15 protein-coding genes are annotated in these 21244 nt (G+C 63.7%); 6 read left to right on the top strand and 9 right to left on the bottom strand.

What is annotated here, in order from left to right:
- Window positions 1-3 precede the first annotated feature (3 nt).
- Together ftsH and GW587_RS06085 are read right to left on the bottom strand one after the other, a co-directional pair.
- Window positions 4-1887: an ATP-dependent zinc metalloprotease FtsH gene (gene ftsH / locus GW587_RS06080; RefSeq protein WP_166099908.1), complete on the bottom strand. Its 1884-nt coding sequence runs from the start codon at window positions 1885-1887 to the stop codon at window positions 4-6.
- Window positions 1888-2088: 201 nt separating this feature from the next.
- Entirely contained in the window at window positions 2089-2781 is a 693-nt protein-coding gene (locus GW587_RS06085; RefSeq protein WP_166099911.1) for an RlmE family RNA methyltransferase, read from the bottom strand.
- A gap of 43 nt (window positions 2782-2824) precedes the next feature.
- On the opposite strand from GW587_RS06085, the gene GW587_RS06090 reads away from it, so the two are divergent.
- Window positions 2825-3295, top strand: a complete 471-nt coding sequence (locus GW587_RS06090) for a YhbY family RNA-binding protein (protein WP_166099913.1) — start codon at window positions 2825-2827, stop codon at window positions 3293-3295.
- A gap of 79 nt (window positions 3296-3374) precedes the next feature.
- Here the strand turns inward: GW587_RS06090 and GW587_RS06095 are convergent, their stop codons facing one another.
- The 4 genes from GW587_RS06095 to carA form a co-directional block, all read right to left on the bottom strand.
- The gene (locus tag GW587_RS06095; protein WP_166099916.1) at window positions 3375-3857 is read right to left on the bottom strand and encodes a DUF4149 domain-containing protein; all 483 of its coding nucleotides are present in this window, start codon (window positions 3855-3857) and stop codon (window positions 3375-3377) included.
- The gene (gene greA / locus GW587_RS06100; protein ID WP_166099919.1) at window positions 3857-4333 is read right to left on the bottom strand and encodes a transcription elongation factor GreA; all 477 of its coding nucleotides are present in this window, start codon (window positions 4331-4333) and stop codon (window positions 3857-3859) included. The genes GW587_RS06095 and greA overlap by 1 nt, the downstream gene beginning before the upstream one ends.
- 92 nt (window positions 4334-4425) lie before the next feature.
- Window positions 4426-7644 (bottom strand): carbamoyl-phosphate synthase large subunit, encoded by a 3219-nt coding sequence (gene carB, locus GW587_RS06105; RefSeq protein ID WP_166099922.1) that lies wholly within the window; start codon window positions 7642-7644, stop codon window positions 4426-4428.
- Window positions 7645-8808 carry a glutamine-hydrolyzing carbamoyl-phosphate synthase small subunit gene (gene carA / locus GW587_RS06110; RefSeq protein WP_166099924.1) on the bottom strand — a complete coding sequence of 388 codons (1164 nt, stop codon included), beginning with the start codon at window positions 8806-8808 and terminating at the stop codon, window positions 7645-7647.
- 358 nt (window positions 8809-9166) lie between these two features.
- Here carA and GW587_RS06115 point away from each other — a divergent pair, with 358 nt between their 5' ends.
- Window positions 9167-9535: a hypothetical protein gene (locus tag GW587_RS06115; RefSeq protein ID WP_166099926.1), complete on the top strand. Its 369-nt coding sequence runs from the start codon at window positions 9167-9169 to the stop codon at window positions 9533-9535.
- Here GW587_RS06115 and GW587_RS06120 read toward each other — a convergent pair.
- From GW587_RS06120 to GW587_RS06130, 3 genes are read right to left on the bottom strand one after another with little or no spacing between them, the layout of a single operon-like run.
- The gene (locus GW587_RS06120; RefSeq protein ID WP_166099928.1) at window positions 9532-10677 is read right to left on the bottom strand and encodes a helix-turn-helix transcriptional regulator; all 1146 of its coding nucleotides are present in this window, start codon (window positions 10675-10677) and stop codon (window positions 9532-9534) included. The two genes, GW587_RS06115 and GW587_RS06120, sit on opposite strands and share 4 nt — an antisense overlap.
- Window positions 10678-10691: 14 nt before the next feature.
- Window positions 10692-11102 (bottom strand): GlcG/HbpS family heme-binding protein, encoded by a 411-nt coding sequence (locus tag GW587_RS06125; protein WP_166099931.1) that lies wholly within the window; start codon window positions 11100-11102, stop codon window positions 10692-10694.
- A 25-nt stretch (window positions 11103-11127) separates the two neighbouring features.
- Entirely contained in the window at window positions 11128-12051 is a 924-nt protein-coding gene (locus tag GW587_RS06130) for a patatin-like phospholipase family protein (protein ID WP_166099935.1), read from the bottom strand.
- Window positions 12052-12219: 168 nt separating this feature from the next.
- Here GW587_RS06130 and GW587_RS06135 point away from each other — a divergent pair, with 168 nt between their 5' ends.
- The 4 genes from GW587_RS06135 to nagA all read left to right on the top strand — a co-directional run bounded on the left by GW587_RS06135 (window position 12220) and on the right by nagA (window position 21243).
- The gene (locus tag GW587_RS06135; RefSeq protein WP_166100459.1) at window positions 12220-15384 is read left to right on the top strand and encodes an efflux RND transporter permease subunit; all 3165 of its coding nucleotides are present in this window, start codon (window positions 12220-12222) and stop codon (window positions 15382-15384) included.
- A complete protein-coding gene (locus GW587_RS06140; RefSeq protein ID WP_166099938.1) occupies window positions 15381-16535 on the top strand; it encodes an efflux RND transporter periplasmic adaptor subunit in 1155 nt (384 codons plus the stop codon). Before GW587_RS06135 ends, GW587_RS06140 begins: the two co-directional genes overlap by 4 nt.
- A gap of 74 nt (window positions 16536-16609) precedes the next feature.
- Window positions 16610-20089, top strand: a complete 3480-nt coding sequence (locus GW587_RS06145) for a DUF8487 domain-containing protein (protein ID WP_166099940.1) — start codon at window positions 16610-16612, stop codon at window positions 20087-20089.
- Between the two features lie 56 nt (window positions 20090-20145).
- A complete protein-coding gene (gene nagA / locus GW587_RS06150) occupies window positions 20146-21243 on the top strand; it encodes an N-acetylglucosamine-6-phosphate deacetylase (RefSeq protein WP_166099942.1) in 1098 nt (365 codons plus the stop codon).
- Window position 21244: the final 1 nt, after the last annotated feature.

A 21244-nucleotide genomic window follows, 5' to 3' on the forward strand; every position in this document is an offset into this window, starting at 1 on the left:
AACTTAGGCTGGCGCGGTCACGCTGGGCGACACGCCGGTACCGCCGTCGCTCGGCGGATGCTTGCGGATCGTCACGCCGGCTTTCGGCGGACGCGGTTCCAGACCGGCCATGATGTCGTTGATCTGGTCGGCATCGATGGTTTCCCATTCCATCAGCGCCTTGGTCATCACTTCGACCTTGTCGCGGTTGGATTCCAGCAGGTGACGCGCCAGTTTGTACTGGGTGTCGAGAATGTTGCGGATCTCGGCGTCGACCATTTGCTGGGTCGCTTCGGAAATCGTCTTCGAGGCGCCACCGAAGAAGCCGTCGTTCTGGCTGTCTTCGTAGACCATCACGCCCATCGCGTCGGACATGCCGAAGCGGGTGACCATCGAACGGGCCACCTTGGTGGCGCGCGAGAAGTCGTTCGAGGCGCCGGTCGACATCTGGCCGACGAAAATCTCTTCGGCGATGCGGCCGCCGAACAGGATGGAAATTTCTTCCAGCATCTTGTCCTTGTAGCCCGAAATATTATCGTGCTCCGGCAGCTGCCAGGTCAGGCCCAGTGCCCACCCGCGCGGCATGATGGTCACTTTGTGGACCGGATCGGCCTTCGGCAACAGCTTGGCGACCACGGCGTGGCCGGACTCGTGATACGCGGTGTTGCGACGCTCTTCCTCGCGGATGACCATCGACTTGCGTTCCGGACCCATGAAGATCTTGTCCTTGGCATCTTCGAAGTCGATCATGTCGACCAGGCGCTTGCTGCGGCGCGCGGCGAACAAGGCGGCTTCGTTGACCAGGTTGGCCAGGTCGGCGCCCGAGAAACCAGGGGTGCCGCGTGCCAGGATGTCGGCCTTGACGTCGGTGCCGATCGGCACTTTGCGCATGTGCACGTTCAGGATCTGCTCGCGGCCGCGGATGTCCGGAAGGCCGACCGACACTTGACGGTCGAAACGGCCCGGACGCAGCAGCGCTTTATCCAGCACGTCGGCGCGGTTGGTGGCGGCCACGACGATGACGCCGGACGAGGCTTCGAAACCGTCCATCTCCACCAGCAGTTGATTCAGCGTCTGTTCGCGCTCGTCGTTACCGCCGCCCATGCCGGCGCCGCGATGGCGACCGACGGCGTCGATCTCGTCGATGAAGATGATGCACGGCGAGTGTTTCTTGGCGTTTTCAAACATGTCGCGGACGCGGGAAGCGCCGACGCCAACGAACATTTCAACGAAGTCCGAACCGGAGATCGAGAAGAACGGCACCTTGGCTTCGCCGGCGATGGCGCGCGCCAGCAGGGTTTTACCGGTGCCCGGAGGACCGACCATCAGCACGCCGCGTGGAATGCGGCCGCCCAGTTTCTGGAATTTGCTCGGGTCTTTCAGGAAGTCGACGATTTCGTTGACTTCTTCCTTCGCTTCGTCGCAACCGGCGACGTCGGCGAAGGTGACGGTGTTATTGCTTTCGTCCATCATGCGCGCCTTCGACTTGCCGAAGGAGAATGCGCCGCCCTTGCCGCCGCCCTGCATCTGACGCATGAAGAAAATCCACACGCCGATCAGCAACAGCATCGGGAACCAGGAAACGAAGACTTGTTGCAGGAACGATGGCTCCTCTGGCGGACGCACGTCGAAATGCACGCCGTTGTCGCGCAGGTCGCCGACCAGGCCGCGATCGAGCACGGTGGCGGTGGTGCGGACCTTGGTGTCGTCGCTGCGGGTCGCGGTGATGCTGGCGCCCTCGATCACGACGTCCTTGATGCGCTTGGCTTTCACCTCATCCAGCAAATCGGAATAAGCGATGGTCTTGGCGCCGCCTGCTACGCCATGGCTGTCGAACTGCTTGTACAGCATGAGCAGCAGCAGTACCACGACTACCCAGATGGCTGATTTTGAAAACATGTTATTCACGAAAACTCCTTGGATGCGGGGCGCATCACTTAACCTGTAGCTAGAAACCCGATTTTACTCGTAATAAGCGGGCGGTGCCAAAGCCCACTCGTGCGCGAGGCTGTAAACCCAGCAGAAAAACACCATATTTGACCAAAATAGTCCTTCAATCAAGATAAAAGTGGTTTCACCTGCTTGGATGTGCGGCCCGTACCGCAAATATCAAGGGTGGATTTCGTCGGAATCGAAGGGCTGCGCCGATAACATACCGTCGGTCGGGTTTTTCAGTCCCCGCCCCAGCAGGAAGATTTCGGACGACTTGTCGCGGCTGGCCTTGGGCTTTTTCTGCACCACGGTTTTGAATTCGCGGCGGAATTTCAAAACGATATCGTTAAAACCCATGTCTTTAAAACATTTGACCAGCAGCGCGCCGTTGGGTTTCAGATGGGCTTGGGAGAATTCAATGGCCAGATCGATCAGATGCTCCATGCGCGCCGCGTCGGACAAGGCGATACCGGACAGGTTGGGCGCCATATCCGATAGCACAACGTCAACTTTCTTGCCCTTGACGTGGTCCTCCAGCTGCCGCAACACGTCCGCCTCGCGGAAATCGCCCTGGATGAAATGGAAGTCGGCGATCGGCTCCATCGGCAGCATGTCGAGGCCGATCAGGGTGCCGTTGATGCCGCCACCCTCGGCGCCGGCCAGCTTGCGGCGCACGTACTGGCCCCAGCTGCCCGGCGTGCAGCCGAGGTCGACGATGACCTGACCCGGCAGGATCAGCTTCTCGTCCTCATCGATCTCCTTGAGCTTGAAAGCGGCGCGGGCGCGGTAGCCCTCTTTTTGCGCTAATTTCACGTAAGGGTCGTTAATGTGGTCGTGCAACCAGTTTTTGTTTAATTTCTTCTTCTTCATTCGCGTAGAATACTGCCTTTAAGGGAACTACTAAAAATATATTATGCTAAAACTTACACCCGTTGAGCGCAGCGCCCTGCGCGCCGAAGCTCATGGCCTCAAGCCTATCGTCATGATCGGCGAAGCGGGCCTGACCGCCAACGTCCTCAAGGAAATCGCCTTGGGCCTCGATTCGCACGGCTTGATCAAGGTCCGCGTCTTCGGCGACGACCGCGAAGCCCGCGCCGCCATGTACGACACCATCTGCGAGCAGCTGGACGCGTCGCCGGTGCAACACATCGGCAAGCTGCTGGTGCTGTACCGTCCGAAGGTTGAAACGGAAAAAGCCCGCTCGACCTCCGGCAAGGGCCTGCGCGAAGTGACCATCGTCAAGCCTAGCCCAAGCGGCACCAAACGTCCGTCGGTGACCAAGGTACTGCTCAAGGGAAATGAACGCGTGACGCAAGGCGGCAACATCAAACGCGCCAAGCCACAGCAGAAGTCGACCAAGAAAGGGGCGCTCGGTTCTAAATAAACCGGCTCTCGCGGCACCGTCGCACCCCGCACACCAGTGACAGGGGTCGGACCCTTCGGGTCCGACCCCATCGGTTGGGTTACTGCTTCACCACCAGCCACGCGGCCAGCAGGCTTTGTACCAGATACAGGCTGCTGGAAATGCCGTGCAGCATGCCGAATTCATTTTTGGCGGCGCCTTCCATCACCCCGCCCGGCCCCGCCGCGGCACGCAATGCGGCCATCATCGGCTGCAGGCCGAAGTGCGAGATCAGCGTACACACCAGCATCACCGCCACCACCGCCATCAACATGCGGCGCGACTTGGCGGCTGAATTCGCGGCCGAACCGGCAAAGATGCCGCCCGTCTCGGCGCCCCGGCTCACCCACAACAACACCAGCATCACCAGCGCGCAGGCGATCGACAGCCAGGCTTGATTCTTGAACAGGCTGGCGGCGATGGTGCCGGCCAGCACGCGGTCGCTCAACGTGGCGAACAGCGTCGGCGCGGCCAGGTAGCCGACCGCCCACAAACTGCCGGCCCACAAGGTCGCGACCAGCAAACGGGTGCGAGCTAATAACATCAGATATAACGCACTTCCAGGATTTCGTATTCGCGCGGGCCGGACGGCGCCTGCACTTCCACCACGTCGCCGGCCGACTTGCCGATCAGCGCGCGGGCGATCGGCGAGGTCACCGATACTTTGCTCAGTTTCAAGTCGGCTTCGTCCAGGCCGACGATCTGGTAAGTTACTTTAGAACCCGAGTCCAGGTCTTCCAGATCCACGGTCGACGCGAACACCACGCGGCCGTCGGCGTCCAGCGTGGTCGGATCGATGATCTGCGCCGCGCTCAGTTTACCTTCCAGTTCCGCGATGCGGCCTTCGACGAACGCCTGGCGTTCCTTGGCGGCATCGTACTCGGCGTTTTCCGACAGGTCGCCATGCGAGCGCGCTTCGGCAATCGCGTCGATCACGATACGGCGTTCTTTGGTCTTCAACTGGTGCAACTCTTCTTTCAAGAGTTCGGCGCCGAACTTGGTAAGTGGAACTGAAGTCATGTTGTTTATATACTCTGGTTTTACAATGGAAAACCACAGAGGCCACGCCAACCTGCAGCGCGAGCTCTGTGGTTCAGGAACTACCTTAGGCCTTAGTGTAAGGTTTTATGCAGCCCTTGTAAATCGTACACTTGCAATTCGTCGAGGTGACGGATGCCTTCGACCGCCGCTTCGGCGCCGGCGATGGTGGTGTACGTGGTCACGCGCGAGGCCAGCGACGAGGTACGGATCGCGCGCGAGTCGGTGATGGCGCTGCGCTTTTCCTCGACCGTGTTGATGACCAGGACAATCTCGTGGTTCTTGATCATGTCGACCACGTGCGGACGCCCTTCGGCCACCTTGTTGACCGGGGTGACCGGAATGCCGGCCGCCGAGATCACGGCGGCGGTGCCCTTGGTCGCCACCAGCGTGAAGCCGATCGACACCAGGTCACGCGCCACCTGCACCGCGCGCGGCTTGTCCGACGCCTTCACCGACAGGAACACCTTGCCCGACTTCGGCAGCTTGATGCCGGCGCCCAGCTGCGACTTGACGAACGCTTCGCCGAAGGTCTTGCCGACACCCATGACTTCACCGGTCGATTTCATCTCGGGTCCGAGGATGGTGTCGACGCCCGGGAATTTCACGAACGGGAACACGGCTTCCTTGACGCTGAAGTAAGGCGGCACCACTTCGGTGGTGATGCCCTGCTGCGCCAGCGTCTGGCCGACCATGCAACGGGCGGCGATCTTGGCCAGCTGCAGGCCGGTCGCCTTCGACACGAACGGCACCGTGCGCGAGGCGCGCGGGTTCACTTCCAGCACGTAGACGACGTCCTTGCCATCCTGCTTCTGGATCGCGAACTGCACGTTCATCAGGCCGACCACGTTCAGGCCCTTGGCCATCAGCGCGGTCTGGCGCTTCAGTTCATCGATGGTCTCCTGCGACAGCGAGTAAGGCGGCAGCGAGCAGGCCGAATCGCCCGAGTGCACGCCGGCTTGTTCGATGTGTTCCATCACGCCGCCGATGAAGGTGGTTTCGCCGTCGCTGATGCAATCGACGTCGCACTCGATGGCGTCGTTCAGGAAGCGGTCCAGCAGCACCGGCGAATCGTGCGATACCTTGACCGCTTCGCGCATGTAGCGTTCCAGGTCGCGCTGCTCGTGGACGATTTCCATCGCGCGACCGCCCAGCACGTAGGAAGGACGCACCACCAGCGGGTAGCCGATTTCCTGCGCCAGCGCCAGAGCGTCGGCTTCGGTGCGCGCGGTGCGGTTAGGCGGCTGGCGCAGTTCCAGCTTGTGCAGCAGCTGCTGGAAACGCTCGCGGTCTTCGGCGGCGTCGATCATGTCCGGCGAGGTGCCGACGATCGGCACGCCGTTGGCTTCCAGGTCCAGCGCCAGTTTCAACGGGGTCTGGCCGCCGTACTGCACGATCACGCCGACCGGTTTTTCCAGTTCGACGATTTCCAGCACGTCTTCCAAGGTCAGCGATTCGAAGTACAGGCGATCCGAGGTATCGTAGTCGGTCGACACGGTCTCCGGATTGCAGTTGACCATGATGGTCTCGTAGCCGTCTTCGCGCATCGCCAGCGCCGCGTGCACGCAGCAGTAATCGAATTCGATACCCTGGCCGATACGGTTCGGGCCTCCGCCCAGCACCATGATCTTTTTCTTGTCGGTCGGATTGGACTCGCACTCTTCATCGTAGGTCGAGTACATGTACGCGGTGTTGGTCGCGAATTCGGCGGCGCAGGTGTCGACGCGCTTGTAGACCGGACGGATGTTGAGCTCATGGCGGCGCGCGCGCACGGCCTTGGCGTCGGTCTGCAGCAGGAAGGCCAGGCGGCGGTCCGAGAAGCCTTTTTGCTTCAGCTTGTACAGCACGTTTTTGTCCAGCTGTTCCAGCTTCTGCGTGTCCATCCACAGTTCCAGGTCGACGATCTCTTTAATCTGGATCAGGAACCATGGATCGATGTGGGTCAGCGCGTGCACTTCGTCCAGCGTGAAACCTTGTGCGAAGGCGTCGCCCACGTACCAGATGCGTTCCGGACCAGGCTCGCCCAGTTCCTCTTCGATCTTCTCGCGGTCCTTGGTTTTTTCGTTCAGGCCGTCGACGCCGACTTCCAGGCCGCGCAAGGCTTTCTGGAACGATTCCTGGAAGGTGCGGCCGATCGCCATCACTTCACCGACCGATTTCATTTGCGTGGTTAGGTGGTGATCGGCGGTCGGGAATTTCTCGAACGTGAAGCGCGGGATCTTGGTGACGACGTAGTCGATCGACGGTTCGAACGAAGCCGGGGTCGCGCCGCCGGTGATCTCGTTGCGCAGCTCGTCCAGCGTGAAACCGACGGCCAGCTTGGCCGCCACCTTGGCGATCGGGAAGCCGGTGGCTTTCGACGCCAATGCCGACGAACGCGAGACGCGCGGATTCATTTCGATGACGATCATGCGGCCATCTTCCGGATTGATCGAGAACTGCACGTTGGAGCCGCCGGTGTCGACGCCGATTTCACGCAGCACCGCCAGCGAGGCGTTGCGCATGATCTGGTATTCCTTGTCGGTCAGCGTTTGCGCCGGCGCCACGGTGATCGAGTCGCCGGTGTGCACGCCCATCGGATCCAGGTTTTCGATCGAGCAGATGATGATGCAGTTGTCCGCCTTGTCGCGCACCACTTCCATCTCGTACTCTTTCCAGCCGATCAGCGATTCTTCGATCAGCAGTTCGGAGGTCGGCGAAGCTTCCAGGCCGCGCTTGCAGATGGTCTCGAATTCTTCTTCGTTGTAGGCGATGCCGCCGCCGGTGCCGCCCATCGTGAACGACGGACGGATGATGACCGGGAAGCCCAGCGTGCGCTGCACGCCCCACGATTCTTCCATGGTGTGGGCGACGCCCGACTTGGCCGAACCCAGGCCGATCTTGGTCATCGCGTCCTTGAACTTGGAGCGGTCCTCGGCCTTGTCGATGGCTTCCGGCGTGGCGCCGATCAGCTCGACCTTGTACTTGTCGAGGATGCCGTGGCGATGCAGGTCGAGCGCGCAGTTCAGCGCGGTCTGGCCGCCCATGGTCGGCAGGATCGCGTCCGGCTTTTCCTTGGCGATGATCTTCTCGACGACTTGCCAGGTGATCGGCTCGATGTAGGTGACGTCGGCCATTTCAGGGTCGGTCATGATGGTCGCCGGATTGCTGTTGACCAGGATGACTTTGTAACCCTCTTCGCGCAGCGCCTTGCAGGCCTGCGCGCCGGAATAATCGAACTCGCAAGCCTGGCCGATGATGATCGGGCCAGCGCCAATAATCAGAATACTTTTTATGTCTGTACGTTTAGGCATTTATTTTTTCTCCGTTGCTTCCATCATGCCGATGAAGCGGTCAAACAGGTAAGCGACGTCAGTCGGGCCAGGCGATGCTTCAGGGTGGCCCTGGAAGCAGAACGCCGGCGTGTCGGTGCGGGTGAAGCCCTGCAGCGAACCGTCGAACAGCGATTTGTGGGTAACGCGGCAGTTGGCCGGCAGCGTGTCTGGATCGACCGCGAAGCCGTGGTTCTGCGAGGTGATCATCACCTGCTTGCTGTCCAGGTCCTGCACCGGGTGGTTGGCGCCGTGGTGGCCGAACTTCATCTTCAGGGTTTTCGCGCCCGAGGCCAGGCCCATGATCTGGTGGCCGAGGCAGATGCCGAACAGCGGCAGCTTCTTCTCCATGAAGACCTTGGCGGCGGCGATCGCGTAGTCGCACGGTTCTGGATCGCCAGGGCCGTTCGACAGGAACACGCCGTCCGGATTCAGCGCCAGCACCTCGGCGGCGCTGGTCTGCGCCGGCACCACGGTGACCTTGCAGCCGCGCGCGGTCAGCATGCGCAGGATGTTGCGCTTGACGCCGAAGTCGTAGGCGACCACGTGGAATTTAGCGTCGGTCAGTTTGCCGTAGCCTTCGCCCAGCGTCCATTCGGTTTCGGTGTACTCGTAGGTCGATTTGACGCTGACGACTTTGGCCAGGTCCATGCCGGCGATGCCGGGGAAGGAGCGGGCCAGGTCCAGCGCTTGCGACGCCGACGGCTCGTTGCCCTGCGTGCCCACCAGGATGGCGCCGGACTGGGCGCCCTTCTCGCGCAGGATGCGGGTCAGCTTGCGCGTGTCGATGCCGGCGATGGCGACGATGCCTTCGGCCTTCAGGTAATCGGACAGCGATTGGGTGGAGCGGAAATTCGACGCCATCAGCGGCAGGTCACGGATGATTAGACCGGCGGCGTGGACTTTGCTGGATTCGACATCTTCCGGATTGACGCCGGTATTGCCGATGTGTGGATACGTCAGAGTGACGATCTGGCGGCTATAGGAAGGATCGGTGAGGATTTCCTGATAGCCGGTCATGGAAGTGTTGAAAACCACTTCGCCGGTTGTATGGCCGGCTGCGCCGATCGAAAAACCTTTGAAAATGGTTCCGTCAGCGAGGGCCAGTATGGCTGGAACGGCGGGGCCAGAAAAAAATGGCGGCAAGGGCAACTCCTGATAAAGTTACCGTAGCTGCGCCACGTCAGACGACCGTCGTTGTATCCCCGCCGTCGCAGGCCGGGTGGAAGGTCAGATTGAATATGGAGTGAGTGGTAGTCGGCTACGGTAGAGGTGAGATTGGCTAAACCTTTGAATTATAGCCAGATTCGGCCTGCTTGGCAATGAACACCCGGAGAAATCACAGCGATATCTCCACCCGGTGAGACCTTCGTTCACCAGAGCAGAAATTGCAGGCATCACTCATTTGGGCGATGGCGAGCGCTTTCCGCATGCTTAATATTTCCTTGCAATATAAAAATATTAACCGGCGAACACGCTTCCGCCCTCCACCCTGGGATCCCTGATGAAAAACAACTTCTGCTCTTACCGTCTCCGCACGACCATCGCCCTGTCGATCGGAGTGCTGTCATTCAGCTTTCTGGCCAACGCCGGCGCGCAGGACGACGACCGCTACATCTACAAAACGATCCCGGCGGCGGGCTACTGGAACTCTTGCGAGGCGACCCGAGAAGGCGCGCTGGCCTGGGCGCTACGGGCGCAACAAAACAGCGCCCATGAGGATTGCAGGGATCTCGGCGATGGCTGGAACTTCCACAAGATATCGCTTGAAGGCTACCAGGGCATCACGCCGTGCCGCGACGGCAGGAGCTTCAAGGGTTACTACGAGCGGGGACAGGCGGTTTGCAAGCACCTGCGCCCGCGCGATCGTTAATTGATGGCTTGGCCGTGCGCCAGAAAGTAGGCCGGGCTGGTCAGCAGTAGCGACACCAGGTCGGCCTGCCGGCCGGTGCCGGTCTTGTTGAAGATGTTTTTCAGCTGGCTGCGCACCGTATGCAGCGACGTGCCTCGCTCTATGCTGACCTCTTCCAGCGTCCGGCCGCCGCACAGGCTGATCGCCAGCGCCGCCTCGGCCTCGCTGAGTCCAAACAATTGCTGCAACAATGCCGGCCGGGTCTGCGGCTGCTGTTCGCAATCAAAGGCCACCACCAGCGCGCCGCCGCGCATCCTTGCGGTTTCGGTCAGCGGCAATGGCGACACGAGCAGCAGCAGATCCTTGCGACCCGAACGCGGTATCAGGACCACGCCGGGCGCCTCGCCGGCGCTGCCGCGACTGGCCTGGATCGCCTTGGTGATCTCCAGATTGATCTGATGGGTGACCGCCTGACTGCGGTTATGCAGATGACCGCTCTCCAGCCACAGCTCCCTGCGCCCGCTCAACAGTCCCTGCGCGCTGCGGTTGGCATGGGCCACCACGCCGAATTCGTTGACGACCATGGTCGGCATCGCCAGCACATCCAGACTGGCGGCCGACAACTGTTGGCTGAACTGAACATCGGCCAGACGCTGCCGCATCTGGATCGCCCGCTGCAAGTGCGGCGTCAGGCGGTTCAGCAGCGCCATGTCGGCGCGGGTGAACGCGGGCTGCTGCGGCGTACGCTGCAACATCACCTGGGTCACCCAACTGCCTTCGCGAAGAATGATCGCGCCACTGGCGAAAGCCACACCCTGCGGCTCCACCCAATCGCGGTAAAAACGGCTGTCGCGGATCGACGGATCCAGGTCCAGATTGGACGCATAAAACCGGGCGATCGGCGATACCTGCATGTGCTGCGCCAGCACATCCTCGGCCCCATACTCCAGCGCGTACAGCTCCAGCCACTTCTGCGGCAGGTTATTCAGCCACAAGCCCTTGATCTCATTGGTGCCGGTATGACAGATCAGCATCATGGCCGCCTTCAGATCGAAGGCGGCGATCAATGACGCGAGAAACTGCGAAAACCCCTCCGGCGCCATGACCGCCTCGTAAACCGCGCCGAGCAAACTATCTATCCGGCCCTCGTCGTGATCGCTCATGGCCGGTGCGGGATTTAACCCAGCGCCGCGATGCCGGCTTTGGCGACTTGCGCGTCCTCGGCCGACTTGACGCCCGAGACGCCGACCGCGCCGATGGTGTGGCCGTCGACGATGATCGGCACGCCGCCTTCCAGCATGCCGTCCGCCATCGGCGACGGTGCGGTCACGAAGGCGGTGCGGCCGTTGTTGATCATCTCTTCATATACCTTGGTCTCGCGGCGGCCGATGGCCGAGACGCGCGCCTTGGCCGGCGCGATGTGCGACGACAGCGGCGAGGCGCCGTCCTGGCGCTGCAACCACAGCAGATGGCCACCGTCGTCGACGATGGCGATCACCACCGGCCACTTGTTGGCGACTGCCTCCGCTTCGGCGGCGGCGGCGATTTTCTTCACGTCGGCAAGCGACAGGTATGGTTTGGTTTGCATAGAGGCTGCCTTTAAAAAGTAATGTTTACGGCTTGCGCTTGGCTTCGAGTTTCTGCTTGATCTGCGCCATCTGCTGGGCAGCCGCCTGCTCGCCCGCCAGGATCGCCTGGTTGCGGCCGGCGAAGTCGTTGCCCGCCATCTTGCCCAGGCTCGGCGCGATCACCACGTCGGCGTCGCGCAGCTCGTACTGGTTGATGCGCTGTCCCATGATGCTGAAGGTCTGCATGATCACGTCGAGCGAACTGACGGTGGCCTGCACATCGGCCTGGGTCGAGATATTGACCGCGATGACGAAGTCGGCCCCCATGTCGCGCGCGAAGCGCACCGGCACCGGCGCCACCAGGCCGCCGTCGACGTAGGTGTGGCCGCTGATCGTCACCGGCTGGAACACGCCCGGCACCGCCGACGAGGCGCGCACCGCCATGCCGGTGTTCCCGCGCTGGAACAGGATCGGCTGGCCGCTCTTCAGGTCCGCCGCCACCGCGCCGAACGGGATCTTCAGCTTCTCCATCGGCAGGTTGTTGACCGATTTGTTGACGTAGCCCTGCAGCGCCTCGCCTTTCAGCACGCCCGTGCTCTTGCCGAACAGCGGCAAGGCCCAGTCGGAGATCGCGGCTTCGTCCATGTCCATGGCCATCTTCTGCAGCTGGAAGCCGGTGTTCCCGGCCGCGTACATGGCGCCGACCACGCTGCCCGCGCTGGTGCCGACCACGATGTCGGGATAGATGCCCTGCGCCTCCAGCGCCTTGATCACGCCGATGTGGGCGAAACCGCGCGCCGCGCCGCCACCCAGCGCCAGCCCGATTTTGATCTTTTTCGGCGGCAGCGGCTCCGGCACCACCGGCACCTGCGCCACCGGCGTCTCGATTGGGGGATTGGTTTTGCAGCCGACGATGGCGGCTGCGGCGAGCGAGGCTAAGGCGATCAGGGTGAGGCGGCGTGCTTGCATGAATTATATGTATACTGAATGGGCGCAGCAGATTGTAACTGAAGACGTACATTTCAATGCTGGTCAAGAGTGACTTAGTTCATTAATATACTTTGTCGACGAGCTGTTACACGAGCTTATTCATGATTCACCGAGGCCACCGCGCCTAACTCCCGGAGTCCATTTGTGCTGATCGATGCCGTCCGCGTCGCCTTAAGACGTCCCTATACCTTCGTCGTGATGGCGCTCCTGTTGTTGATCGTAGGTCCGCTCACCGCGATGCGCACCCCGACCGACATCTTCCCCGAAATCCGCATGCCGGTGATCGCCGTGGCGTGGCAGTACACCGGCCTGCCGCCGGACCAGATGGCCGGCCGCATCTCGACGCTGTTCCAGCGCACGCTGACCACCACCGTCAACGACATCGAACATATCGAGGCCAACACCTATCCCGGCATCAGCGTGGTGAAGATTTTCTTCCAGCCCGGCGTCAACATCGCCGTGGCGAACGCCCAGGTGACCGCGATCTCGCAATCGGCGCTGCGCCAGATGCCGGCCGGGACCACGCCGCCGCTGGTCCTGAACTACAACGCCGCCACCGTGCCTATCCTGCAGCTGGCCTTGTCCGGCAAGGGCTTGTCCGAGCAGCAGCTGTTCGACCTTGGCATGAACACCGTGCGCACGCCGTTGGTGACGGTGCCCGGCGCCGCGATCCCGCTGCCGTACGGCGGCAAGCAGCGCCAGGTGCAGATCGACGTCAAGCCGGACGCGCTGCAAGCGCGCGGCCTGTCGGCGCAGGACATCGCCGCCGCGCTGGCGTCGCAGAACATCCTGGTGCCGGTCGGCTCGCAGAAGATCGGCAGCCTGGAATACACGATTCAGCTGAACAGCGCGCCGTCCGCCATCGCCGATCTGGGGCGGATGCCGATCAAAGTGGTCAACGGCAGCACCATCTACATGAGCGACGTGGCCGATGTCCACGACGGCAATTCGCCGCAGACCAATATCGTCCACGTCGACGGCGGCCGCTCGGTGCTGATGTCGGTGCTGAAGAACGGCGCCGCCTCCACGCTGGCCATCGTCGACGGCGTGCGCGCCAAGCTGGAAACGCTGACGCCCGGCTTCCCCGACGCGCTGCGCGTGGTGCCGATCAACGACCAGTCGGTGTTCGTGCGCGCCGCGATCAAGGGCGTCGCCATGGAGGGCGCCATCGCGGCGGCCCTGACCAGCGTGATGATCCTGCTGTTCCTCGGCAGCTGGCGCTCCACCGTCATCATCGCGGTGTCGATTCCGCTGTCCATCCTCGGCTCCATCATCGCGCTGGCCGCCTTCGGCGAAACGCTGAACCTGATGACGCTGGGCGGCCTGGCGCTGGCGGTCGGCATCCTGGTCGATGACGCCACCGTCACCATCGAGAACATCAACTGGCATCTGGAGCAAGGCAAGGACGTCGAAACCTCGATCCTCGACGGCGCGCAGCAGATCGTCACGCCGGCCTTCGTCTCGCTGCTGTGCATCTGCATCGTGTTCATCCCGATGTTCTTCCTCGACGGCGTATCGCGCTTCCTGTTCGTGCCGATGGCCGAAGCGGTGATCTTCGCCATGATCTGCTCCTTCATCCTGTCGCGCACCCTGGTGCCGACCATGGCAAACTACCTGCTGCGCGCGCACGAGCCGCACACCGGCGACCACCATTCCGCGGCCGGCAGCAATCCGCTGTCGCGCTTCCAGCGTGGCTTCGAAGCACGCTTCGAGAAGCTGCGCGGCGGCTACCACGAGGTGTTGAAAAGCGCGGTCGCGCACCGCAAGATCTTCGTCATCGGCTTCATCGCGGTGGTGGGCCTGTCCTTCCTGCTGGTGCCGTTTATCGGCAGTAACTTCTTCCCGGCGGTCGATTCCGGCCAAGTGCTGATGCACGTGCGGGTGCCGATCGGCACCCGCGTCGAGGAAACGGCGGCGCGCTTCGCGCAGATCGAGAAATCGATCCGCCGCGTGATCCCTTCCGAGGAAATCACCACCATGGTGGACAACATCGGCATGCCATCCAGCTCGATCAACCTCACCTACAACAACACCGGCATGATGGGATCGCAGGACGGCGACTTCCAGATCGCGCTGGCCGAGGACCACAAGCCGACGGCGGACTACGTGCGCAAGCTGCGCGAAGTGCTGCCGCGCGAATTCCCGGACACCACCTTCTCCTTCCCGCCCGCCGACATCGTCGGCCAGATCCTGAACTTCGGCGCGCCGGCGCCGATCGACGTCCAGGTCCGGGGCGGCAACATCGACGCCAACTACGTCTACGCGCAGAAGCTGCTGAAGCGCGTGCGCGCGATTCCGGGCGTGGCCGACGCGCGCATCCAGCAATCGAACAAGGCGCCGATCTTCAACGTGGAGCTGGACCGCACCCAGGCGCAACTGGTCGGCCTGACCACGCGCGACGTCACCAACAGCATGGTGGTCAACCTGGCCGGCAGCAGCCAGGTGGCGCCGACCTATTGGCTCAACCCGGTCAACGGCGTCAGCTACCCGATCGTGATGCAAACGCCGCAGTATCAAATGGACTCGCTGGCGAGCCTGGGCAATCTGCCGGTCGGTAACGGCGCCAACGCCAACGCCGCCACGCTGGGCGGCCTGGCGAGCTTCCAGCGCGGCACCGCCAGCGCCCTGGTCAGCCAGTACGACGTGCAGCCCATGGTGCAGATCCACGCCGCCACGCAGGACCGCGACCTCGGCGCGGTCGCCGCAGACATCCGCCGCGCCATCGAAGAAACCAAGGCCGAGGTGCCGAAAGGCGCCACCGTGCAGCTGCTGGGTCAGGCCCGGACTATGGACCGCGCCTTCTCCGGCCTGCTGTTTGGCCTATTGGGCGCGGTGGTGCTGATCTACCTGCTCATCGTGGTCAACTTCCAATCGTGGACCGATCCGGCGGTGATCGTCTCGGCGCTGCCGGCCGCGCTGGCGGGCATCGTCTGGATGCTGTTCGCCACCCAGACCACATTATCGGTGCCGGCGCTGACAGGGGCTATCATGTGCATGGGCGTGGCCACCGCCAACAGCGTGCTGGTGATCAGCTTCGCGCGCGAGCGCCTGGAAGAACTGGGCGACGCCACCGCCGCCGCGCTGGAAGCGGGCTTCGTGCGCTTCCGTCCCGTGCTGATGACGGCGCTGGCGATGATCATCGGTATGCTGCCGATGGCGCTGGGCATGGGCGAAGGCGGCGAACAGAACGCGCCGCTCGGCCGCGCCGTGATCGGCGGCCTGATTTTCGCGACCATCGCCACCCTGATATTCGTGCCCGTCGTGTTCAGCATCGCGCATGGCCGCAAACCAAATACTGGAGCATCCAAATGAAAACCACCACCTCCCGTTCGCGCCAGAAGCTGTTTGGCATCGGCCTGACCGTCATCGCCGCCGCCCTCGTGGTGGCCGGCCTGGCCAGCCGCCAGCTGCAAGCGGAACAACTCAAGGAAGGCGCGGCCGACCACAGCGTGCCGACCGTGTCGCTGCTGGCCGCCGCCAATATCAACGCGGCGCCGCTGGAGCTGCCGGCCCGCATCGAGCCGTGGGCGCGGGCGCCGATCTATGCGCGCGTCAGCGGTTACCTGAAAAGCTGGAAGCTCGACATCGGCGCGCCGGTCAAGGCCGGCCAGCTGCTGGCCGAAATCGAAACGCCGGACCTGGACCAGCAGCTGTTGCAGGCCAAGGCCGAACTGGTGACCGCGCGCAGCAACCTCGGTCTGTCCTCCAGCACCGCGACGCGCTGGAAAGCGCTGCTGGAGTCCAACGCGGTCTCCAAGCAGGAGGCCGATGAGAAGGCCGGCGACCTGGCGGCCAAGCAGTCCATCGTCAGCGCCTTGCAGGCCAACGTCGACCGCGTGCAGGCGCTGCAACGCTATACGCGCCTGACCGCGCCGTTCGACGGCATCGTCACCGCCCGCAATACCGACATCGGCGCCTTGATCAACGTCGGCGGCGCGGCGGGCAGCGAGTTGTTCGTGATTTCGGATGTGCGCAAGCTGCGCGTGTATGTCAACGTGCCGCAGCGCCAGGTGGCGCTGGTGCGTCCGGGCAGCACCGTCAAGCTCAATGTGCCTGAGCGTCCGGGCAAGACTTACACCGCGACCGTGCAATCGCAGGCGCAGTCGATCGTGGCCGGTTCGGGCACGATGCTGGTGCAGCTGGTGGCCGACAACGCGGCCGGCGAGCTGCTGCCGGGCGGCTTCGCCACGGTCAGCTTCGAGACGGCGGCCGACGCCAGCCGCATGTCGCTGCCGCCGGGCGCGCTGATGTTCGGCAAAAACGGCGTGCAAGTCGCCACGGTGGGCACGGACAATCGCGTGGTGCTCAAAAAGGTCACCGTCGCGCGTGACTTCGGCAATGTGATTGAGCTGGACAGCGGCCTGGATCGCGCCGATCGTGTGATCGAAAGCCCGCCGGACGGCATCGCCAATGGTGACCTGGTGCGCGTGGCCACAGCCGCCGCCGCGCCGAAAGCCAAGTAAACGCGCAAGCAGTTGAGCAAAAGACGGCGGCGGATTGCCGCATAATCTGGCGATCCTCGTTTGCAAGGAATGCCATGCGTCGTCTTCTCGCCACCGCCCTGCTACTCTGCGCCGCCACGGCTAATGTCGCCCATGCCGCCGATGCTGCGCCGAATGCCGCCGCTACCGACCGGCGCGACCTCGCCGGCCAGTGGCGCTTCGCCATCGACCGCGCCGACGAGGGCATCGCCAAGCGCTGGTACGACGGTGCCCTTCCCGACCGCATCGCCCTCCCCGGCATCCTGCAAGCGCAAGGCTACGGCGACGACATCAGCGCCAAGACGCCTTGGGTGCTTTCCCTCTACGACAAAAACTGGGACCAGCGCGAGGACTACAAACCCTACACCACCGCCGGCAACGTCAAGGTGCCGTTCCTGTCGCAGCCGCAGAAGCACTACCTCGGCGCGGCCTGGTACCAACGCGACATCGACGTGCCGGCCGCGTGGCGCGGCAAGCGCATCGCCTTGTACCTGGAACGGCCGCGCTGGGGCTCGCAAGTCTGGATCGACGACGGCGCGATCGGCGGCAATCTGAGCCTGGTGGCAGAACATGAATACGATCTGGGCACGCTTGCGCCAGGCAAGCACCGCATCTCGGTCCGCGTCGACAACCGCATGCTGATGGCCTACCGGCCGGACGCGCACAGCGTTTCCGATTCACTGGGCATGAGCTGGAACGGCATCGTCGGCAAGATGGAATTGCGCGCCACCTCGCCGGTATGGCTGGACGACGCGCAGGTCTATCCCGACGTGGCCAGCAAGACCGCGTTGGTGCGGGTCCGCATCGGCAACGCCGCCGGCCGCGCCGGCAGCGGCACCTTGACCGCGAACGGCGTCGCGCACCCGGTGCGCTGGGCGGCCGGCGGCGGCAGCGCCGAGATCACCGTGCGCTTCCCCGCCAGCGCCCAGACCTGGGACGAATTCCATCCGACGCTGCAAAAGATTCGCCTGACGCTGCGCGGCGCCAGCGCCGACGATGCGCGCGACATCAGCTTCGGCTTCGCGCAGATCGCCGCGCGCGGCAGCGAGTTTCTGCTCAATGGCCGGCCGATCTACCTGCGCGGCACGCACCACGGCGGCGACTTCCCGCTGACCGGCTACCCACCCACCGACGTCGCCTACTGGCGCAAGATCTTCCAGATTAATAAAGACTGGGGCATCAACCATATCCGTTTCCACTCCTTCTGCCCGCCCGAAGCCGCGTTCCAGGCCGCCGATGAACTGGGCATCTACCTGCAACCCGAACCCGGCATGTGGAACGAAGTTTCCCCCGGCACGGCGATGGACAAGATGCTGTACGAGGAAACGGAACGCATCATCAAAGCCTACGGCAACCATCCATCCTTCCTGCTGCTCAGCCCCGGCAACGAGCCGAAAGGCAAATGGAAGGAAGCCTTCGACCCGTGGATCGCGCACTACCGCAAGGCCGATCCGCGCCGGCTGTACTCCAACGGTACCGGTCACACCGAGAAGGAAGTCCCCGGCCTGGCCGAAGGCACCGACTTCCTGTCGATGCAGCGCATCGGGGCGAAGCCGCTGCGCGGCGACAAAGGCTGGTTCGGGCGTGACTACGGCGCTTCGCTGGACGGCGTGCATGTGCCGGTGGTGTCGCACGAGACCGGCCAGTGGGTGGCCTATCCGGACTACGACATCATCGGCAAATTCACCGGCTATCTGCGGCCGGGGAATTACGAGATCTTCCGCGACTCGCTGGCGCGCCACGGCATGGCGGCGCGCAACAAGGACTTCGCCTGGGCGTCCGGGAAATTCCAGGTCCAGGCCTACAAGGAGGAGATCGAGGCCAATCTGCGCACGCCGGGTCTGATGGGCTATCAGCTGCTGGATCTGCACGACTATCTGGGCCAGGGCACGGCGCTGGTCGGTATACTGGACACGTTCTGGGAATCCAAAGGCTACGCCAGCGCTGAGGAATTCCGGCGCTACAATGGTGCGACCGTGCCGCTGGCGCGTCTGCTCAAGCGCACATTCGCCACCAACGAAAGCCTGTCCGTGGACGTCGAGATCGCCCACTTCGGCGCCGCGCCGCTGACCAACGCGCAGCCCTATTGGCAGCTGATCGACGCCGCCGGCCACGTTGCCGCGAGCGGCGACCTGACGCCCGGCGCGACGACGGCCGGCGACGCCACGCACCGCGACTTGGCGGGAGGTGGCCAGGCAAGCAGCGACCTGGTGCGCGGCGAAGTGGCGAGAGGCGGCCTGATAAGCAGCGACCGGGCGCGCGGCGAGGTGGCGCGAGGCGGCCAAGCAAGCGGCGAGGTGGCGCGCGGCGGCGCGGCGGGGCGGACGATCGGCATCGGCAAGAACATCGCGCTCGGCAAAATCCAGCTCGCGCTTGCCGCGCTGCCGGCGCCGCAGGCGTACCGGCTGGTGATCGGGCTACGCGGCACGGCGGTGCAAAACGATTGGAACATCTGGCTCTACCCGGCCGCCGTCGCCGCGCCGGAGCCGGCCGACGTGCTGGTCACGCACAGCTGGCCGGCGGCGGAAGCGCGGTTGGCGCAAGGCGGCAAAGTCCTCTACCTGCCGCTGGCGGCGGACCTGGACTGGAGCGGCCCGCCGCTGGACGCCGTACCGGTCTTCTGGAACCGCCTGATGAACCCACAATGGGGCCGCATGCTCGGCGTCTGGGTCGACAGCAAACACCCCGCGCTGGCAGGCTTCCCCACCGACCGCTTCAACGACTGGCAATGGACCGAACTGGTGAAAGGCACCCGCACCATCAATCTCGATCGCCTGCCGCCGGCGCTGCAGCCCATCGTGCAACCAATCGACGACTGGAACCGCAACTTCAAACTGGGCCTGCTGGTGGAAGCCAAAGTCGGCAAGGGCAAACTCCTGGCCGCCAGCATGGACCTGGAGACCGACCTGACCAAGCGCATCGTCGCACGCCAATTACGCGCATCGCTGCTGGCCTACATGGCCGGCGACGGCTTCAATCCGCCAACCGCCGTCAGCACGACCGAATTCCGCAACGCGCTGTTCGACACGCTGGCGATGAAAAAGCTGGGCGCGAACGCCGGCGAAGCGGGAGCGGCTGCCATCGACGGCGATCCAAACACTATCTGGAGCGCCGCCGGCGCCAGCAAACAACTGACGATCTCCTTCCCGCAACCGGTCGCCTTCTCCGGCCTGGTCGTCATGCCGCGTCAAAACCACCGCGACCACGAAGGCGACGTGCGCGACTACCTGCTCGAAGCCAGCGACGACGGCGCCAACTGGCGCGAGCTCAAACGCGGCGCCCTGGTCTCGAGCTACGACCAGCAGCGCATAGAACTCGGCCAAACAACAACGGCGCGCCAGCTGCGCTTCACCGCCCTCGCCGGCTTCGGCGCCGACAATATCGCCGCCATCGGTGAACTGGCGCTGATCTACCAAGGCCCACCGCTGCCGGAAAACAGCGGCCCCCTAGACTACAAACGGGTCAAGTCCACCTCCAGCGACATCGACGAAAACCTCACCCCGGAGGTCGGCAACACCGTTCAAAAACGCAAATAGCCGGTGCCGCTATCTGGTAAGCTCGATATTCTTACTCTTTATCGTGGAATATCGCAGTGCTAAGCGGCAGAATCCTTACTCCCAACGGCTGGATCAACGGCACGATCGCCTTTGACCAGCGCATCCAGCACATCCAGGAAAACGCAGGCGCCGACGGCGCACTGACTATCCTGCCCGGCTTTATCGACCTGCACGTGCACGGCGCATCCGGCGCCGACATCATGCAGGGCGGAACCGCCGGCGTCACGGTGGCGCGCAGTCACGCCAGGCATGGCACCACCGCCATGCTGGGCACCACCATGACCGCGACCGACAACTCGATCCGCCGCGCGCTCAACGGCCTGGCCGGCGCCATCGCCGAACGCCCGGCCGGCGCCGCGCGTATCCTGGGCGTGCACCTGGAAGGCCCATTCCTCAGCATCCACCGTCTCGGCGCGCAACCTGCCGACGCGGTGGCCATCGCCAGCATCGACCTGGTGCGCAGCTATCACGCGCTGGCGCCGATCCGCGCGCTGACGCTGGCCACCGAAGTGGCCGACCATCTGGCGCTGATCCCGCAATTGAAGGCGATGGGCATCCGCGTGCAGATCGGCCACAGCAACGGCACCTACGACGACGGCGTGGCCGCGCTGGAAGCCGGCGCGGCCGGCTTCACCCATCTGTTCAACGGCATGACGGCGCTGAACCACTACAAGCCCGGCATCGTCGGCGCCGCGCTGGCGCATGCCGAATACGCCGAGATCATCCCCGACCTGCAGCACGTCCATCCGGGCGCGATGCGCGCCGCCCTGCGCGCCATCCCGCGCCTGTACGGCGTGACCGACGCCACCTCCGCCACCGGCATGCCGGACGGCGAATATGGACTGGGCACGCAACGCGTCTACAAATGCCTGGGCTGCGTGCGGCTCGCCACCGGCTCGCTGGCCGGCAGCGTGCTGACCATGGACCAGGCGCTGCGCAATTTCGTCGATCTGGGCCTGGAGCTGGCCGACGCTTCCAACCGGTTATCGCTGTACCCGGCGGACTACCTCGGCGAGACCGAGCGTGGCCGCCTGGCGCCGGGCGCCTGGGCCGATATCGTCGTCCTCGACGCAGACCTGCAGCCGGTGGCCGTCTTCGTCGAAGGCGAAGCCATCGACCTTTCCAACAACTAGC

It is taken from the genome of Duganella aceris (genome assembly GCF_011090165.1).
Classification (GTDB): domain Bacteria; phylum Pseudomonadota; class Gammaproteobacteria; order Burkholderiales; family Burkholderiaceae_D; genus Rugamonas; species Rugamonas aceris.

What these genes read in the sequence shown, in the direction of transcription:
- GW587_RS06095 (WP_166099916.1), bottom strand. Translation starts at nt 3,857, where the DNA reads ATGTTATTAGCTCGCACCCGTTTGCTGGTCGCGACCTTGTGGGCCGGC.
- GW587_RS06140 (WP_166099938.1), top strand. Translation starts at nt 15,381, where the DNA reads ATGAAAACCACCACCTCCCGTTCGCGCCAGAAGCTGTTTGGCATCGGC.
- GW587_RS06145 (WP_166099940.1), top strand. Translation starts at nt 16,610, where the DNA reads ATGCGTCGTCTTCTCGCCACCGCCCTGCTACTCTGCGCCGCCACGGCT.
- GW587_RS06115 (WP_166099926.1), top strand. Translation starts at nt 9,167, where the DNA reads ATGAAAAACAACTTCTGCTCTTACCGTCTCCGCACGACCATCGCCCTG.
- GW587_RS06085 (WP_166099911.1), bottom strand. Translation starts at nt 2,781, where the DNA reads ATGAAGAAGAAGAAATTAAACAAAAACTGGTTGCACGACCACATTAAC.
- GW587_RS06130 (WP_166099935.1), bottom strand. Translation starts at nt 12,051, where the DNA reads ATGCAAGCACGCCGCCTCACCCTGATCGCCTTAGCCTCGCTCGCCGCA.
- GW587_RS06090 (WP_166099913.1), top strand. Translation starts at nt 2,825, where the DNA reads ATGCTAAAACTTACACCCGTTGAGCGCAGCGCCCTGCGCGCCGAAGCT.
- greA (WP_166099919.1), bottom strand. Translation starts at nt 4,333, where the DNA reads ATGACTTCAGTTCCACTTACCAAGTTCGGCGCCGAACTCTTGAAAGAA.
- carB (WP_166099922.1), bottom strand. Translation starts at nt 7,644, where the DNA reads ATGCCTAAACGTACAGACATAAAAAGTATTCTGATTATTGGCGCTGGC.
- GW587_RS06120 (WP_166099928.1), bottom strand. Translation starts at nt 10,677, where the DNA reads ATGAGCGATCACGACGAGGGCCGGATAGATAGTTTGCTCGGCGCGGTT.
- GW587_RS06125 (WP_166099931.1), bottom strand. Translation starts at nt 11,102, where the DNA reads ATGCAAACCAAACCATACCTGTCGCTTGCCGACGTGAAGAAAATCGCC.